Annotated in this window: 16 protein-coding genes and 1 pseudogene; 6 read left to right on the plus strand and 11 right to left on the minus strand. The window is 51.9% G+C overall.

Annotated elements, in window-relative coordinates; genetic code table 11:
- The first annotated feature begins 289 nt into the window (after positions 1-289).
- The 3 genes from K6K13_RS00735 to K6K13_RS00745 all read left to right on the plus strand — a co-directional run bounded on the left by K6K13_RS00735 (position 290) and on the right by K6K13_RS00745 (position 3,095).
- On the plus strand, positions 290-1,207 hold the full coding sequence (locus tag K6K13_RS00735; RefSeq protein WP_222159127.1) for an FAD-dependent oxidoreductase: 918 nt from the start codon (positions 290-292) through the stop codon (positions 1,205-1,207).
- Positions 1,208-1,232: 25 nt separating this feature from the next.
- On the plus strand, positions 1,233-1,817 hold the full coding sequence (locus tag K6K13_RS00740) for an FAD-binding protein (protein ID WP_222159128.1): 585 nt from the start codon (positions 1,233-1,235) through the stop codon (positions 1,815-1,817).
- Positions 1,818-2,396: 579 nt separating this feature from the next.
- The gene (locus K6K13_RS00745; RefSeq protein ID WP_350338145.1) at positions 2,397-3,095 is read left to right on the plus strand and encodes a Crp/Fnr family transcriptional regulator; all 699 of its coding nucleotides are present in this window, start codon (positions 2,397-2,399) and stop codon (positions 3,093-3,095) included.
- 75 nt (positions 3,096-3,170) lie between these two features.
- Here the strand turns inward: K6K13_RS00745 and fpr are convergent, their stop codons facing one another.
- From fpr to K6K13_RS00765, 4 genes are all read right to left on the minus strand, one after another.
- On the minus strand, positions 3,171-3,917 hold the full coding sequence (gene fpr, locus K6K13_RS00750) for a ferredoxin--NADP(+) reductase (RefSeq protein WP_222160918.1): 747 nt from the start codon (positions 3,915-3,917) through the stop codon (positions 3,171-3,173).
- A 238-nt stretch (positions 3,918-4,155) separates the two neighbouring features.
- Positions 4,156-5,166, minus strand: coding sequence for a class II fructose-bisphosphatase (gene glpX / locus K6K13_RS00755; protein WP_222159130.1), 1,011 nt, complete (start codon positions 5,164-5,166; stop codon positions 4,156-4,158).
- 406 nt (positions 5,167-5,572) lie between these two features.
- Positions 5,573-6,856 (minus strand): MFS transporter, encoded by a 1,284-nt coding sequence (locus K6K13_RS00760; RefSeq protein WP_222159131.1) that lies wholly within the window; start codon positions 6,854-6,856, stop codon positions 5,573-5,575.
- 420 nt (positions 6,857-7,276) lie between these two features.
- Positions 7,277-8,266 (minus strand): substrate-binding domain-containing protein, encoded by a 990-nt coding sequence (locus K6K13_RS00765; protein WP_222159132.1) that lies wholly within the window; start codon positions 8,264-8,266, stop codon positions 7,277-7,279.
- 430 nt (positions 8,267-8,696) lie between these two features.
- On the opposite strand from K6K13_RS00765, the gene idnO reads away from it, so the two are divergent.
- On the plus strand, positions 8,697-9,461 hold the full coding sequence (gene idnO, locus K6K13_RS00770) for a gluconate 5-dehydrogenase (RefSeq protein WP_222159133.1): 765 nt from the start codon (positions 8,697-8,699) through the stop codon (positions 9,459-9,461).
- A 25-nt stretch (positions 9,462-9,486) separates the two neighbouring features.
- Positions 9,487-10,014, plus strand: coding sequence for a gluconokinase (locus tag K6K13_RS00775; protein ID WP_222159134.1), 528 nt, complete (start codon positions 9,487-9,489; stop codon positions 10,012-10,014).
- Positions 10,015-10,064: 50 nt separating this feature from the next.
- Here K6K13_RS00775 and glpK read toward each other — a convergent pair whose 3' ends face one another.
- Both glpK and K6K13_RS00785 read right to left on the minus strand, forming a co-directional pair.
- A complete protein-coding gene (gene glpK / locus K6K13_RS00780; protein WP_222159135.1) occupies positions 10,065-11,573 on the minus strand; it encodes a glycerol kinase GlpK in 1,509 nt (502 codons plus the stop codon).
- 53 nt (positions 11,574-11,626) lie between these two features.
- A complete protein-coding gene (locus tag K6K13_RS00785; protein ID WP_222159136.1) occupies positions 11,627-12,466 on the minus strand; it encodes an MIP/aquaporin family protein in 840 nt (279 codons plus the stop codon).
- A 528-nt stretch (positions 12,467-12,994) separates the two neighbouring features.
- On the opposite strand from K6K13_RS00785, the gene zapB reads away from it, so the two are divergent.
- The gene (gene zapB / locus K6K13_RS00790) at positions 12,995-13,234 is read left to right on the plus strand and encodes a septal ring assembly protein ZapB (protein WP_222159137.1); all 240 of its coding nucleotides are present in this window, start codon (positions 12,995-12,997) and stop codon (positions 13,232-13,234) included.
- 65 nt (positions 13,235-13,299) lie between these two features.
- Here the strand turns inward: zapB and rraA are convergent, their stop codons facing one another.
- From rraA to ftsN, 5 genes and pseudogenes are all read right to left on the minus strand, one after another.
- Positions 13,300-13,785 carry a ribonuclease E activity regulator RraA gene (gene rraA, locus K6K13_RS00795; RefSeq protein ID WP_222159138.1) on the minus strand — a complete coding sequence of 162 codons (486 nt, stop codon included), beginning with the start codon at positions 13,783-13,785 and terminating at the stop codon, positions 13,300-13,302.
- 107 nt (positions 13,786-13,892) lie between these two features.
- Positions 13,893-14,806: pseudogene (locus tag K6K13_RS00800) on the minus strand (1,4-dihydroxy-2-naphthoate polyprenyltransferase).
- 161 nt (positions 14,807-14,967) lie between these two features.
- On the minus strand, positions 14,968-16,299 hold the full coding sequence (gene hslU, locus K6K13_RS00805; protein WP_222159139.1) for an ATP-dependent protease ATPase subunit HslU: 1,332 nt from the start codon (positions 16,297-16,299) through the stop codon (positions 14,968-14,970).
- Positions 16,300-16,310: 11 nt separating this feature from the next.
- The gene (hslV, locus tag K6K13_RS00810) at positions 16,311-16,841 is read right to left on the minus strand and encodes an ATP-dependent protease subunit HslV (protein WP_195313083.1); all 531 of its coding nucleotides are present in this window, start codon (positions 16,839-16,841) and stop codon (positions 16,311-16,313) included.
- A gap of 86 nt (positions 16,842-16,927) precedes the next feature.
- Positions 16,928-17,791: a cell division protein FtsN gene (gene ftsN, locus K6K13_RS00815; RefSeq protein WP_222159140.1), complete on the minus strand. Its 864-nt coding sequence runs from the start codon at positions 17,789-17,791 to the stop codon at positions 16,928-16,930.
- Positions 17,792-17,819: the final 28 nt, after the last annotated feature.

Raw genomic sequence — 17,819 nt, forward strand, 5'->3', positions numbered from 1 at the left:
ACCCCTTCTGTCAGTAAGTGGTATTCACCTTGAGAATAAATGTGTTGATGAGAGAAGATACAATATCTTTTCTTTGTTAGCGTTATATTACGCATTGTTGTTTATTTGTGGTTGTAGAGTGAATAAATATTATCGACCAGAATGAGAGGTTATTAACAGTATTTAAAATATTCGCAATAATGTATCACGGTATACGTAAGTGACGATTTCTCTTGATATATAACCCGTTAACCAGTGTGTAAATTACATCGGTTTCAACATAATAATACAGAGTATTGAGGGGAGCGAAATGAGCGTAAAATCAATTTTAACTGCCGCTATTCTTTCGTGTTTTGGCATGGCCGCCCATGCGGAACAAGTCATGGATACGGATGTGGTGGTGGTGGGTGCCGGGGCATCAGGGTCTGCGGCAGCCTATGCATTAACCGAACAGGGGCTGAAGGTCATTAATCTGGAGAAACTTCCGCAGACCGGGGGAACCGGACAATTTTCGGAAGGGATATTTGCGGTAGAAAGTAAAATACAGCGGGAAAATAATCATGTATTTACTCGCGATCAGGCCTTTAAGTTAGTGATGGATTACAGCCACTGGCGACCTAATGCCAAGCTGGTACGCAATTATATTAATAAATCAGCGGATACCATCGATTGGCTACAAGCGCTCGGCGTCCATTTTGAGAAACTGACCTCGAATTATCCCGGCGGCTATTATACCTGGCATATTTATCAGGGCCGTGGGCGCGCAGTGATTGATGTTCTGCAACAGCATTTTGCCGACAAGGGTGGGAAACTGCTGGTGAAAACAGCAGGCAAACAGCTCATCACCGATGAAAAAGGAAAAGTGGTAGGACTGATGGCCGAAAGCGCTGCCGGTGAAGCCATTCGTATCAATGCCAAAACCGTGGTTATTGCCACCGGTGGTTTCGGCAGCAATAAAGAGATGCTGACGGAGTATACGCGCTTTCCTGATGTGGAAGTGGTCGGTATTCCAGGGAAAGTGGGTGACGGTATTAAAATGGCCTGGGCAGCCGGCGCGGCAAAAGACGGCCGTGAATTTATCAATATGTCCTATCGTCCGGGGCCATCAAAGGAGTCCACCACCAACCATTACGCGGCTTCTGCCAAACAGCCCCATTTGTGGCTGAACACCAAGGGCGAACGATTCACCAACGAAGCCAATATCGAACAGTGGCCCCTTTGCGGGTAATGCCTTGGAAAACCAGGGTGGAACCATGTTTGTGTTGTATGACGAAGACACAAAAAACTACATGATCGATCACGGCATTGATGTCGGCGTTGGCGTGATGGTTCCCGTTGCCACCAAACTCACCAAACTGGAAGAGCACTTCGCCAAAGGCGAGGCCGCAGGAAAAGCGTTCCGTGCAAATTCCATCAAAGAGCTGGCGCAAAAAACCGGCATGGATTACCAAACGCTGAAAGACAACATTGAGCGTTACAACCAGTTTTGCAACGTTCGCCACGATGAAGATTTCGTGAAGGATGCCCGCTATCTGCGCCCCGTTGCGAAAGCACCGTTCTATGCGGTGAAGAGTGTAGCGACCTCACTCGGCACCTTGGGCGGCGTGAAGGTGAACGAAAAATTGCAGGCGGTTGATGATAAAAACGTCCCGGTTTCTGGTCTGTACGTGATCGGCAACGATGCCGGGGGCATGTACGGTGACAGTTACGATTTGGTGATGGCGGGCAGTACCGTTGGCTTTGCCATCAACTCGGCGCGCATTGCGGCGGAGAATATTGCGCAAGACCTGGGAGCACAAAAACCACTGGTCATAAAAGCCAGCGATAAAAAGAGCTAATTGTCTGCTTTCTAAAACGCATTCACAGATTCACTCGGGTTGATTCAGCCCGGGTGAATCAACCTCTGGTTGTATACCCTAAATAATTCGAGTTGCGGGAAGGCGGCAAGTGAGTGACAAATCTGTCTGGAACAGATTTGAACAGCGCTTGCGCTGGCCCGCAGGGTGAATCTCAGGGATGAGATTCATTAATCCCGATGCGCTTACTCAGGTAAGTGATTCGGGTGGACGAGAGCAGCCAATGCACCTGCAACTTGAAGCATGACGGGTATAATAACGCTTAATCATTTCATAACATTATTTCCAACAAACGCATTTGATTTCTTCTCTCATCGGTTATTTTCTGCAACATGTCAACGACGCTATTTACCTTCATTTATTCTTGCGGTTATCAGGCGTAAAACACGCGGGTAAATGAATGCCACGAAGTTAACAAAATGTGGTTTGACGCGGTAGTAATTCCAGCCGGGACGCGGCAAACTGATGCGTATAACGTTACGCGACACTGAATTATTTATTTTTTTACAATGAATTATCTTTTGATGTGCTTATATCATTCCACCAAACAGGGAAATAAAAATGAGACACATTTTCCATCAAATACCCTGGATATACCCGAAAGATATTGTTGAGCTCCGCGAATTATATCAACGGTATGGCACTCAGGAACATTATAAGAAAGGCACCATTATCAAGAGTCGTGGGGAATCGCAGCGCTTATTCTATTTGGTTAATGGGCTCTGTATGTATTATGCCAACTATGTTGAAAATAATCCGATGTCATTCTCACTGGTGCTGCCTGAACGCACGATGGGGGATATCACTTGTATTACCAAACAATATTTTAATGTTACCACCATCGTGATTCGGGATGCAGATATTCTGGTGGTGCCCCCTGATATTTTACTGGATGCCATGCGGCAGGATGCTGAACTGGCGATAAAAATATGCCGTCACGTCGTGGCCAAGCAGGAGAGCAGCCTGGAGGCGGTAATCACTAACACCAGCTGCGAACCCGCGCAACGTCTTAAAATTCTGCTGAAAAGCATGTTATTAGACGGTGGGATTGAGCCTAAAGCAGGCTGGTATACTGTGCCGCTGACGTTGACCCACGAGGAGTACGGTCAAATCATCAACGTGACTCGCGTCACCATTTCCAGAATACTGGCACTGTGGCAACGTGAAGGGCTGATATGTCGTGAAAATAAAACGATTATTGTCCATCATCAGCTGTTTGATGATGTGTATGATTGGCTTAGCTATTTTTCTGAAAAATAACGTTTCAGTAGCGCGTAAAAAACACCGCGTGGCCTAAACGGCCAGACAGGGGTAAGCCAGCCACACCGAATCCTCTCACCAATAATGCTCACTGGTAATATGCCCCGGACGGCGCCGCAGGTGCTTGGTCATTTCCCGTTGCTCTTTCAGGCATTGCTGGGTATCACGTACCATTTGTGGGTTACCACACAGCATCACATGGCTGGTTTGCGCATTAAGTGTCAATCCGACCGCATTCTCCAACGCTCCGCTGCTGATAAGCGCCGGAACACGCCCCGTCAGGGAGCCGACCTGCGTTTCCCGGCTGATGACCGTTTGTATCCGCAGTTTGTCGCCGTAACGCTGCTGTAGCTGCTGCATCTTGGGTAAGTAGCTAAGGTCATTGGCAAAGCGCGCTGCGTGCACTAATACGATGTGCTGGAAACGCTCGAGATCCTTCCCTTCCTCTAAAATCGACAAATAAGGGCCGATGGCGGTGCCGGTCGCGAGCATCCACAGCGTGTCACAGTCAGGAACTTCTTCCAGCACAAAGAAACCCGCTGCATCTTTGGTGATTTCCAGTGGCATTCCGGGTTGCAGCGCGTGCAAATGAGGGCTGAGCTTGCCATCCGGCACCGTGACCAGATAAAACTCAAGAGTGGGATTACTGGGGGCATTCACGTAAGAATAGGCGCGCTGAATGCGCTCGCCGTCAATTTCCAACCCCAGCTTGGCGTACTGACCCGCCGTAAACGCGGCAATTGGCGCCTGAACCTGAATGCTGAAAAGGCTGTCCGTCCAATTTGTTACCTGAATAACGTTACCGGTTACCCACTCTGCCATAGTGCTCTGCTCCTGATGTTTTTCGGCCACTCAGGCCATCCCCCTTACGAAACAGTGCGCTAGGGGAGAGGGCCTTTACGATACGCGATTTTTTAACAACAGTGAAACAATCAATGCAATATCCCCGTCATACTTCAAGTTGCAGGCGTGTTGGCTGCTCTCGCTCACCCGAATCACTCACTTGCCGCCTTCCTGCAACTCGAATTATTTAGGGGATAGCCCTTGTGACTTCATGCGATCACAGCAGGAAGTCATGCAACGCCGGATCTTTGCGATCGAGATAATGTGTTGAACGAATACGCCGGATAGTGCGTGATTTGCCGCGAATCAGCAGTGTTTCGGTGGTGGCGATGTTACCCCGGCGGGCAATCCCTTCCAACAGGTCGCCTTTGGTGATACCGGTAGCCGAGAAGATCACGTTGTCATTACGCGCCATATCGCTCAACGTGAGTATGCGTCCAGCTTCAATCCCCATTTCTGCACAGCGTTCCAGCTCACGCTCGCCCAAACGACGGTTTTCCTCGCTGTCCCCTTTAACCTGATGGCGTGCCAGCAGGCGACCTTGCATATCGCCATCCAGCGCGCGGATCACCGCAGCGGAAATCACCCCTTCAGGTGCGCCGCCGATGCCATACAGCACATCGACTTCGCTGTCAGGCATACAGGTCAGAATTGAGGCGGCGACATCACCGTCGGGAATAGCAAACACTTTCACGCCCAGTTGCTGCATTTCGGCAATCACGCCATCGTGACGCGGTTTTGCCAGAGTGATCACCGTAAGCTGCTGTAACGGTTTGCCAATTTTGATGGCGATATTGCGCAGGTTATCCGCCAATGGCAGCGCCAGGTTGATAGCGCCTTTGGCCTGCGGACCGACGATCAGCTTTTCCATATACATGTCGGGCGCGTGCAGAAAGGTATCTTTTTCGCCGACGGCCAGAACGGCGAGCGCATTGGCTTGCCCCATTGCCGTCATTCGTGTGCCTTCAATGGGATCGACCGCGATATCCACTGCATCGCCCACGCCGGTGCCGACCTGCTCACCGATGTAAAGCATGGGGGCTTCGTCAATCTCACCTTCACCGATCACGATTTGCCCGTTGATATCAACCTGATTGAGCATGATGCGCATGGCCTGCACCGCCGCGCCATCGGCGGCATTTTTATCGCCACGGCCAAGCCATTTGTAGCCTGCCAGCGCAGCAGCTTCTGTCACGCGGGAAAACTCAATCGCCAATTCACGTTTCATGGATACCTGTCTGTTGTGTAATAGGAAAAGGGGGAATTGCGCGCGATTTTAACACACTCGCTGCGGGCGGGAGCAGGATGATATCAAGGGAGCTGCGAATGCGCTCCTCTTCGTCATCGCTGGCGGCCTGTCGGTGGGTTCGGGCCCCGAAGGTACCGCGTAGCAGCGTTATTTCGCGCGAAAAGCCAGGGGGATCGGGGTGAGGGCGATTAGGCGCCCCGAGTCGGGCGCGTGCGATGTACGAAGCAAATAACGGCGTGGGTTAACGCGCACGAAACATTCACGGCAACAACAAAGAGACTTGGACTAAATTTCTGAGGATTCCTCAGCGTCTACGCGGGAATGATTGTTTTAGGTCTATGGGGCCAACAACGTTGCGCCGCTCAGTAGAGCGGCGTCATTCGTATTAACGGTGTGAAGTGGCGAGTTGCGCCTTTTTCTCACTGCCCGGTGCTTTAACCGTAATGGTTAACAATACCGAGAGCAGCAAGGCAACGGCCATAAAGCTATAGGACATGCTCGGGTTGCCGGTAATGCCGTTGAGGTAACCAACCAGCCAGGCGCCGAGGAATGCACCCAGCGCGCCAAAGCTGTTGATCAAACCAATCGATACCCCAGAAACGTTTTTAGGCAGCAGTTCAGGAATCAGCGCGAAGAACGGGCCATAGGGAGCATACATGCAGGCGGCCGCAACCACTAACAGCGCATAAGACACCCAGAAATGTTGCGCACCGATGGCGTAAGAGGTGAAGAAGGCTAACGACGCGATCAACAGCAGAGGCCAGATATAGAGCTTACGGTTTTGCATTTTGTCCGACAGCCAGGAGACCGTCAGCATCAGCACAATGGCGGCGAAGTAAGGCAGTGCCGAGAGCCAGCCGACGGAGACGATATCCAGTGAGGCCGCAGATTTGAGGATCGACGGCATCCACATCATAAAGCCGTAAACTCCGATGCTCCAGAAGGCATGTACAGCACACAGAATAATCACGTTGCGTGAACGCAAGGCCTCACCGTAGTTGCGTACCGGCTTGATGTTCTTTTGTTCCGCATCCATCACCGCCTGGAAATCCGCTTTTTCCTGTGCACTCATCCAGGTGACTTCGGACGGTTTATCGCGCACCAGGAACCACCAGATAAACGCCCAGATAATCGCCGGCGCACCTTCGATAATGAACATTTCACGCCAGCCGAACGCATTGATCAGGTAGCCGGAGACGATGGACATCCACAGCACGGTGACCGGATTGCCCAGTACCAGGAAGGTGTTGGCGCGCGAGCGTTCCTCTTTGGTGAACCAGGTGCTGATGTAGATCAGCATGGAGGGCATCACCGCCGCTTCTACCACGCCAAGGATGAAACGGATCACCATCAGCATCGGGATATTATTGACCAACCCGGTGGCGGCGGCACACAACCCCCACAAGATCAGGCTGACAAAAATCAGTTTGCGCACGCTGCGCTTAACCGCGTAAATGGAGCCCGGTACCTGAAAGAAGAAATAACCGAGAAAGAACAGCGCGCCAATCAGTGAAGACGTTCCCTTGCTGATGCCCAAATCCACCTCGATACCTGACGCGGCCGCAAAACCATAATTGGCGCGATCGAGATAGGCGAGGCTATAGGTAATAAAAATGATGGGCATTAAATACCACCAACGCTGAACAGCTAATTTTTTAGTCGTCATCATGGTTACCTGTTTATTTTGCATTGTTATCATCTGCATCTTATCGTGCAGCAGGATAATGTTGAAAAACATTCCTGAATGCCAAATCAAATGATAAGGCACATAATGTTATGTAAAAGGGTTTTCGTGATGCGTATTATTAATACACATCATCTTGCATTGAGATCTATTTTAGAAATAGGTGCTCCGAGTGAATATTAATTAATCAATGGTAATATAACTGTTGCCGATACTTATTTTGCACTTCGCTGTCATCAGGCATTGTTGACGTTGTAAATATGAGAACCTTTTTCCACTTTTATTTTTGTGACATACATCACTGTAAATTATGTTAAAAAAAGATGTTACCGGCAACGTGATCGGCCTGACATTTGGCGGCGAATCACGCCGCCTGTTGGTGGCGATTAGGTATTTGGCGGGCGATTACAGCGTGCCGCCCAGAGAGAGGCGATAATGCAAATCAACGTATTCTATCGTTGGTAGTTTATTGATTTTTTTGATTAATATCTCAGTTGCCACTTTGCCCATTTCAAAACGGGGCGTGACAACGCTGGCAATGGCGGGTGTGGTGGCTTGCCCAATATCCAAGCCGTGGAAACCAGAAATCGCGATGTGACCCGGTATGTTAAGCGACAGGCGCAGACACTCTTGTAGCACCCCAACGGCGATATCGTCGTTAGTACAGAAGATGGCATCCACCTGTGGATACATCTGACGTATCAGTGCCAGCATATCAGCGCCAATGGATACCGATGAGACCTTGTTGGGCGAAATTTGCATCGGTTCTAATCCCGCTTCCTGCATGGCGCGGCTATAGCCCTGATAGCGCTTACGGTCGCGCACATCGGACATGGAACCAAAGTAGAGCACGTGGCGTTTACCGCTAGCCAGAATTGCCACCGTCATATCATAGGCGGCCTGCGTATTGTTGAACCCGACCACAATGCGGCCTGGCAGCGGCTCCAGATCCATCACCTGAGCGACGGGAATATTGGCGGAATCGAGGTATTTGTTGGCGCGCAGCGTGTGCTCGGAGTCGGTAAGAATCAAGCCGGCGATGTTACAAGACAGCAGGTTAACGATCTGCTGTTCTTCCCGTGTCTTGTCGTAGTTGTAATTGACCACCAGCGTTTGGTAGCCGTTCAGCGCGGTAACCGATTCAATCCCGGCCAACAGATCGGAGAAAATCTGGTTATTAAAAGAGGGCACCAGAATGCCGATGCGCGGGGCAGGCGCTTGTGTCGCCTCTTTGCGCTCATCGGGGGTGTAATTCACTTCTGCCATCACCTGGGCGATGCGCTGGGCGGTTTCAGGCGAGACTTTATCCGGCGTACGCAGATAACGACTGACGGTCATCTTGGTGACGCCTGATAATTGTGCGATGTCCTGTAACGTAACGCGCTGGTTCTTCATGCAGGAAAGCCCGAGTGTCGCCTGATTCAAAACGAGGATTATGCACTGCCGCTCTGGAAAAAGGAAAGCGTGTTACTGGAATACCTCTCGTAACATGGCGATGAGAGCGAAAATAATAAGTGTTTTTCGTGTGTTAGCCTGTGGGAAACAAACGGTAGCCGATATTCCAGTGGAAATACGCGCAACGGATCACGTAAAGAGTAACCTCCTTTCGTAACATGATATTGAGTGATCTTCCTCACAGTTTTGCTGGCAATAAACCGGTTTGATAATAAGGCGTCTGGCATTGGCGATGTTATTTGTGCCGCTGTTATTTTTCACGACAGCGGCGCTCCACATTATCACTTATTGAGCCCTCTTCTCAGTGGGTTTTGAGTTCCTTATCGCTATCAATAGGACATGCCGTTCTATTATTTATCGGGAAAGCATAATGAAAGATCTTTTTTCGTTAACGAATAAAAAAGTCCTTATTACCGGTTCAGCACAAGGTATTGGTTTTCTGTTGGCCAAAGGGTTAGCCGAGCAAGGTGCCGATATTATTATCAATGATATTACCGACGATCGTGCTGAACATGCTGCCAGCCAATTACGTGATGCCGGATTTGTGGCCTATGCCTGTGCTTTTGATGTGACCAACGGTCAGGCCGTAAATAACGCCATTGCTGATATTGAGGGAAATATTGGCGCAATCGACGTGCTGATTAATAACGCGGGTATCCAACGCCGTCACCCTTTCACTGAGTTTCCTGAAAATGAGTGGGATGCAGTGATCGACGTCAATCAGAAATCCGTGTTTCTGGTTTCTCAGGCGGTATCTCGCTTTATGGTGAAACGGCAACGCGGTAAAATTATTAATATCTGTTCAATGCAGAGTGAGCTTGGGCGAGATACGATTACGCCTTATGCTGCCTCAAAAGGGGCGGTAAAAATGCTGACGCGGGGTATGTGCGTTGAGCTTGCGCGTTATAACATTCAGGTCAACGGCATTGCGCCGGGCTATTTTAAAACCGACATGACCAAAGCGCTGGTTGAGGATGAAGCCTTTACCCAATGGCTGTGTAAACGTACCCCCGCGGCGCGTTGGGGTAACCCGGAAGAGCTGATCGGTGCGGCGGTTTATCTCTCCTCACGCGCCTCTGATTTTGTTAACGGACATTTGTTGTTTGTGGATGGCGGCATGCTGGTTGCCGTTTAAACACGCAATGTAACAAGGAGCCGTTATGGCAGGACAATGCGTGGTGATCATGGGCGTATCCAGCACAGGAAAATCGAGCGTGGGTGCGCGGTTGGCACAGCGGTTAGGGGCCAAGTTCATCGATGGTGACGATCTGCATCCGCGTCACAATATACTCAAGATGTCGCAGGGGCAGGCGCTGAATGATGATGACCGTGAGCCTTGGCTCGAGCGGTTGAACGATGTGGTCTTTAGCCTGCAACAAAAGAATGAGACAGGTATTTTGGTCTGCTCATCGCTGAAAAAACGCTACCGCGATCGGCTGAGAAAAGATAATCATGGCATCACCTTTCTCTGGCTGACAGGCGATTACGCGCTGGTGCTAGCGCGTATGCAGCAGCGCAAAGGCCATTTCATGCCGGAAAGTTTGCTCAAAAGCCAGTTTATGGCACTGGAAACGCCGCAGGCGGACGAACCGGATGTGGTGGCGGTCGATATTGCCTCACCCGTCGACGGCGTGGTACAGCGCTGCATCAATGCGCTGACGCCTGAGCGATTACCCGTTGCCGGTTAATAAAAAAGGGCGCAGCTATCGCTGCGCCCTTTTTGTTTTCCCTACGGGAATTATTCGTGATCTTCCCACGCTTGAGCACGCGCCACGGCTTTCTTCCAGCCGCTGTAACGATAGTTACGCTCCACGGTTTCAATGCTGGGGCGGAATTCACGTTCAATCGTTGCCTTGCTCTTCACTTCATCCAAATCATTCCAGAAGCCAGTAGCCAGACCTGCCAGGAACGCGGCACCCAGTGCGGTGGATTCGCGCACTTCAGGGCGTTCTACGCGGGTGCCGAGGATATCGGACTGGAACTGCATCAGGAAGTTGTTGGCAACGGCACCGCCATCAACGCGCAGTGATTGCAGACGTGTGCCTGAATCCGCCTGCATCGCATCCAGCACGTCACGCGTTTGATAAGCAATGGATTCCAACGTAGCACGGATGATGTGGTTGGAATTCACGCCGCGCGTCAGGCCGAAGATGGCACCACGGGCATACGGGTCCCAATAAGGTGCGCCCAGTCCGGTAAAGGCCGGGACAACGTAGACACCGTTAGAATCTTTCACTTTGGTGGCGAAATATTCGGAGTCCATGGATTCACCGATCAGTTTCAGCTCATCACGCAGCCATTGGATAGAGGCACCGCCCACGAATACGGAACCTTCCAGCGCGTAGTTCACTTCGCCACGCGGACCGCAAGCGATGGTGGTCAGCAGGCCATGCTGGGATTTCACCGGCTCTTTGCCCGTGTTCATCAGCAGGAAGCAGCCTGTACCGTAGGTATTTTTCGCCATGCCCGGCTGAACGCAAAGCTGGCCGTACAGTGCGGCTTGCTGGTCACCTGCGATACCTGCGATAGGAATACGCGTGCCGCCTTTACCGCCAATGTTGGTTTGACCATAGACTTCGGAAGAAGGACGCACTTGCGGCAGCATAATACGCGGGATATCCAGCGCTTCCAGCATGCGGTCGTCCCAGTCCAACGTCTTGATGTTGAACAGCATAGTACGTGAGGCGTTGGTGTAATCGGTCACGTGTACGCGACCCTGAGTCATTTTCCAAATCAACCAGGTATCAATGGTGCCGAACAGCAGTTCGCCACGTTTGGCGCGCTCGCGTGCCCCTTCCACGTTGTCCAGAATCCACTTCACCTTGGTGCCGGAGAAGTAAGGGTCAACCACCAGGCCCGTGTTGGTACGGATATAATCTTCCAAGCCTTGTTTTTTCAGGGTTTCACAAATATCAGCGGTACGACGGCATTGCCATACGATAGCGTTGTAAATCGGTTTGCCTGTCTCTTTTTCCCACACCACCGTGGTTTCACGCTGGTTGGTGATACCAATACCGGCGACTTCATCAGAGCTGATATCGGCTTTGGCCAGCACTTCAACCAGTGTAGCGCTTTGCGTTGCCCAGATTTCCATCGGGTCGTGTTCAACCCAGCCCGCTTTGGGGTAAATCTGGGTGAATTCGCGCTGGGAGATAGCGATGATGTTGGCATCATGATCGAGTATGACGGCGCGGGAGCTGGTAGTACCCTGATCCAGCGCGACAATGTATTTTTTTTCCGGTGTCATAGGTTCTAATCCTGTTGTGTAGCGGGTAAAAAAGCGTATGCCGTGGGCGTCGCTTAGCGTGCTTCAGTGCGCTGCGTTTCTTTGTCTTCTACTTCGCAGACATCGCAAGGCAAGTTACGGCCGATCAGAGCGCGGTACCCGAAGGCACCCAAACATGCCCCAACGATCGGTCCGAAAATCGGCACGAGGAAATAAGGAATATCACGCGCGCCGGTGAAGGCCACTTGTCCCCAGCCTGCCAGATAGGCGAACAGTTTTGGACCGAAGTCGCGTGCTGGGTTTAACGCAAACCCGGTCAACGGCCCCATAGAGGCACCGATTACTGCGATCAGGATACCGATCAGCAGCGGCGCTAACGGACCGCGTGGCACGCCGTTGCCATCGTCGGTGAGCGCCAGAATCAAACACATCAGTACGGCGGTAATAACCATTTCCACCACGAAGGCTTGGAATACGGAAATCTGCGGATGCGGATAGGTTGAGAACGTGCCCGCCAGATTTAAACTTTCCACACTACCGCGCACGATGTTGTGAGTCTGTTCAAAATCTGCGAACAAATTGTGATAAAGGCCATACACCAACGCGGCAGAGCAGAAGGCACCCGCCACCTGTGCAATGATATAAGGAACCACTTTGCGTCCGTCAAAGCAGGCGAACAGCCACAGGGCGATAGTGACCGCCGGGTTGAGGTGGGCACCGGAAATAGCCGCGGTCAGGTAGACCGCCATGGCGACGCCTAAACCCCAGACGGCGCTGATTTCCCATTGACCAAAGCTGGCACCGGCAAGTTTTAACGCTGCCACGCAACCCACTCCAAAGAAGATTAGCAGACCGGTGCCGAGAAACTCGGCGATACATTGGCCTTTTAAGGTTGGCACTCTTGATTGACTCATAATGGTTTCCTGTTTACGGGGCTACAGAGTAATGTTCAGGCCGCTGACATAGAGCGACCCTGTATAAATGTGTGGACGATGTGAATTTATCGTTAATGTTCGAAAACGAGAAATATCGAAATCAAAATGTGTGTTGTTCGTCATAAAAATGAGCGTATTCGCCTATCAAAGCGCCACTGTACGGTTACTTACGCCCGTTTCATGTTAATGACGGCGTTAACGTTGTTAACATGAGCGCGGGTGGGCAGAAAGGTAGCGTGCAAATTATGATGCAAGCAAGCACGTAATTTCAGTTTGCACTGATTGCGGTGGCAAAAAAAACGATCAAGACTCCCATCAGAGTGGATGCCTGCTAGACAGCGCCCTGACAGCCCCATACAATTTACCGATACACTGAACGAAAGAGACGTGCTGGTGGAGTGCCATCCTTAACGCAAGCGTGATAGCGAGCGTATGTGAAACGGGATTGGCATGGGAAGGGGAGATAGTACGCCTCATTGGTGCCTTGCGATTAAAAGGGGTTAAAGAATGTCATTTGAAGTGTTTGAGAAACTGGAAGCCAAAGTTCAGCAGGCGATTGATACCATTACATTATTGCAAATGGAAATCGAAGAGCTGAAAGAAAAGAACGGTCAGTTGAGTCAGGAAGTACAGCAGGCCGCTGAATCCCGTGAAACGCTGGTGCGTGAAAACGAACACTTGAAAGAAGAGCAGGTTGTCTGGCAGGAACGCCTGCGCGCGCTGCTGGGCAAGATGGAAGAAGTCTAAGCGAGAAACGCAAAAGTCAAAAAAGGGCGCATTGCGCCCTTTTTTATTAATACGCGCTTGCCGAACTATTCGATATCCAGCGGATCTTCCGACAGGATAATGCCGGTATTATCGGCATACAGATGATCGCCGGAGAAGAAGGTCACGCCGCCGAAATTGACGCGAATATCGCTTTCGCCAACCCCTTCACTGGCGGCACCCACTGGAATGGCGGCCATGGCCTGAATGCCGATATCCAACTCTTCCAAATCGTCTACCTGGCGCACCGCACCGTAGACGACAATGCCTTCCCAGGCGCTTTGTGTTGCCAGACGAGCCAATTCGGCATCGATCAAGGCACGACGCACAGCACCGCCGCCATCCACCAGAAGTACACGGCCTACGCCGCTCTCTTCCAGCACATCGTAGAGGATGCCGTTATCCTCAAAGCATTTCACCGTGGTGATTTTGCCACCAAAGGAAGTGCGTCCTCCAAAGTTGGAAAACAGAGGTTCAACAACGTTCACCTCTTCGTGATAGATATCGCACAGCTCGGAAGTATCGTATTTCATCGGATTAACGTCAGTTTGCCGCCGGGATCCTGAGTATATCCCTTAAAGGCAAGTGTTGGCAAAATCATCAAATGTTAACTTGATGCGTATCAGTAAATGCTCGCCGCTTAGCTAAGCATTACACCCACCGCAAACAGCAAATTGGTCAGCAGCGCGCCCTTGACGGTTTTTTCCAGCATGGGGCGCATGCTGAACGGACTGATTTCCCGACGCACATAGGCAGCCTGCTTGAGCAGTAGCGGCAGGGTAAGGATAAACAGCCAGCCAGCGTGTGCAGATAAAACATGGCAAACAGGGCCAGACACAGCGGCGCGGTCAGTAACAGTAGGGAATGGTAGCACCGGGCACGCTGCGCACCGAGGCGAACGGCCAGCGTGTTTTTACCGCTAAGCCGATCGTTGTCGATATCACGCAAATTGTTGATGTTCAGTACCGCCGTCGCGAGCAGACCACAGGCGGTGGCAGGCAGCATAACGATACTGTCGAAATGGCCGGTTTGCAGGTAATAGGAGCCTGCGACGCTGAGCCAGCCAAAGAAAATCATGACGGAGATGTCCCCCAGTCCCATATACCCGTAAGGTTTGTTGCCTACGGTATAGGTAATGGCGGCGACCATTGCCAGCACCCCAAGGATCAGAAAGCCGACGATATCCGACGGCTTCTCGCACGCCATGATAACCAGCGACAGTCCCGACACGATGGTTAGCACCACGGTGACAATCAGGGCCATACGTAACTGCGACAGCGAGATAACGCCGGTTTGGATGCCGCGCAATGGCCCAATACGGGTTTCGGTATCGCTGCCTTTTACCGCGTCACCGTAATCGTTCGCCAGATTGGAGAGGATTTGCAACAATCCGGCGGTCAGGAGTGCCAGCAGAGCAATGCCCGGTTTAAAATTGTTGTGCCAGCTGGCAATGGCGGAGCCCGTCACAATGGAGGCAAACGCTAAGGGAAGCGTTTTCGGACGCAAGCTGTCCAGCCAAGCTTTGGTTTTGCTGCTTTGGGTTAATAAGGTCATGATACGTATCGTTTTTTCAATGCAATGTCTGTCGCATGCATGTGTGAATGAAAAGTCCAGTCCATGAGCGCTGGCCAGAAACGCAAATGATGGGAGGCATAAGCCTCCCATCATTTGCCAAACAGAGCGTTTGCGCAACAGGACAATCCGAATTGTAGGGATTATAAGATAAAACGGCTCAGATCTTCATCTGCTACGAGCTCGTCAAGATGACTACGCACGTATTCTGCGTCCACGGTAACAGTTTGACCGTTCATTTCGCTGGCATCGTAAGAGATCTCTTCGATCAAACGCTCCAAAACAGTATGCAGACGACGTGCGCCGATGTTCTCGGTGCGCTCGTTGACCTGCCAGGCCGCTTCGGCAATCCGGCGAATGCCGTCCGTGGTGAAGACGATATCCACACCTTCGGTCGCCAGCAACGCTTTGTACTGTTCGGTCAGCGATGCGCTCGGTTCCGTCAGGATGCGTTCGAAGTCTTCCGTGGTCAGCGCTTGCAGCTCAACGCGGATAGGTAAACGCCCTTGCAGCTCGGGGATCAGATCCGACGGGCTGGAGACCTGGAATGCACCGGAGGCAATAAACAGGATGTGATCGGTTTTCACCATGCCGTGTTTGGTGGAGACCGTACAGCCTTCCACCAGCGGCAGCAGATCGCGTTGTACCCCTTCACGAGAGACGTCCGGGCCGGAGGTTTCCCCGCGTTTGCAGATTTTATCGATCTCATCGATAAATACGATCCCGTGTTGTTCTACGGACTCGATAGCCTGCTGTTTCAGCTCTTCCGGGTTCACCAGCTTGGCAGCCTCTTCTTCGATCAGCAGCTTGAAGGCGTCTTTGATTTTCATCTTATGCGCTTTCTGCTTCTGACCTGCCAGATTCTGGAACATGGACTGCAACTGATTGGTCATCTCTTCCATGCCGGGAGGGGCCATGATTTCAACGCCCATCGGGGTAGCCGCCAGATTGATTTCAATTTCTTTGTCGTCTAACTGCCCTTCACGCAGTTTTTTGCGGAAGGCCTGACGTGCAGCGGAAGGTTCTTGCGGCTCTTCCGGCTGGCCCCAGTTATTTTTTGCCGGGGGAATCAGTGCATCTAAAATGCGTTCTTCGGCCATTTCTTCAGCACGGAAGCGGTTTTTTTCCAGCGATTGCTGGCGCATCATCTTGATGGCCGCATCTGTCAGATCGCGGATGATGGAGTCCACTTCTTTACCAACATAGCCGACTTCGGTGAATTTAGTGGCTTCCACTTTGATAAACGGAGCATTGGCCAGCTTGGCCAGACGACGGGCAATTTCTGTTTTACCCACGCCAGTCGGGCCGATCATCAGGATATTCTTGGGTGTCACTTCATGGCGTAACGCGTCGGAAAGTTGCATACGGCGCCAGCGGTTACGCAATGCGATTGCCACCGCACGTTTGGCCTTGTGCTGACCGATGATGTAGCTGTCGAGCTCGCTAACGATTTCGCGCGGGGTCATTTCAGACATGATGTCATTCCTTACGCCTTGGAGGCTAATTCTTCAATCGTGTGGAACTGATTGGTGTAGATGCAGATATCGCCTGCGATACCCAGCGACTTTTCAACAATCTCGCGCGCACTGAGCTCGGTGTTCTCCAGCAGCGCTCTGGCTGCGGCTTGCGCATACGGGCCGCCAGAACCGATAGCAATCAAATCGTTTTCCGGTTGAATTACATCACCGTTACCGGTGATGATAAGCGACGCGTTTTCGTCTGCGACGGCCAGCAGCGCTTCCAGACGGCGCAGCATGCGGTCGGTGCGCCAGTCTTTTGCCAATTCCACGGCGGCCTTGACCAGATGGCCTTGATGCAATTCCAGCTTGCGTTCAAACAGCTCGAACAGCGTAAAGGCGTCAGCGGTGCCGCCTGCAAAGCCGGCGATAACATTGTCGTTGTACAGACGACGTACTTTACGCACGTTGCCCTTCATGACCGTGTTTCCCAATGTGGCTTGGCCGTCGCCGCCAATCACCACGTGGCCGTTGCGACGTACACTTACTATAGTTGTCACGTGTCGATCCCCGCTAGATAAGGAAAAAGAACCCCACAGTGCTGTGGGGCATATTGATGTTGTAGATGGGGACCGCTTAGGCGTTTTCAACCCCCAGCAGCGAGAGGAATGCAGTTTGCTGCGCCAGCGTCTTTCAGGCGCGATAGCATTTTGTCGGCGGTAGCGCGATCTTTATACGGCCCTAAGGTGATGCGATTCCAACCGCCACTGCTGGCGATGCGGCTTTCAATACCGGCAAAAGCCAGCTGCGCGCGCACTGATTCTGCCGGCTCCAGCGTTTTAAACGAACCACACTGCACCATCCAGCGCTGTGCTTTTTCTGGTTTGGGCGTTTCCGGCTGTTTCGCGGTTTCCACCGGTTTTGGCGTTTCCTGTCTCGGCGTGGTGGGCTGTGTCACGGGGGCGGCGACGGGCGCACGCGTACTCACGGGCGGCGGGGTCACGGTCGGCGTGGTTGCTACCGGTGGTATCACCACGGTTTTGGGCGTAGTGATGGTAACCTGAGAGCGTGGCACCGGCGTTTGATCGTTATAAGGCACTTCTGACAACTGCGTCGGCGCACGGCGCATATCTGCCTGCATCTGCTCGAGCAGTTGGCGCTGTTCTTGCGTGAGTTGGACCGGTGATTTGATTTCTCCACCGGAATTGGGGGCCGTCGGCTCAGGAACACCCAACTGACGGTTCTCCAGTTCTTTAATATAACGCCAGCGCTCCTCCGGCTTCGGTGGCAGACCATTGCCGTTGTTGGTGGCGCTGCGCGGTAGCACGGGCGACTCGGCAGGCTTGTTGTTGGCAATAAAATAGAGCCCGCCCGCAAAGGTCACCAGCACGGCAACGGCCAGCATTATCATGAACTTAGAGACGCCCGACGAAGAACTTCCTCTTCGACTGGTTGTCTTTTTTCGTCGCGCGCCTGAGCGCCCACGGCTGACGTAATCTCGTTGTGCCACTGTCGTTTCGCTGCAAATGAAATGAAAG

Source organism: Symbiopectobacterium purcellii (genome assembly GCF_019797845.1).
Lineage (GTDB): Bacteria > Pseudomonadota > Gammaproteobacteria > Enterobacterales > Enterobacteriaceae > Symbiopectobacterium > Symbiopectobacterium purcellii.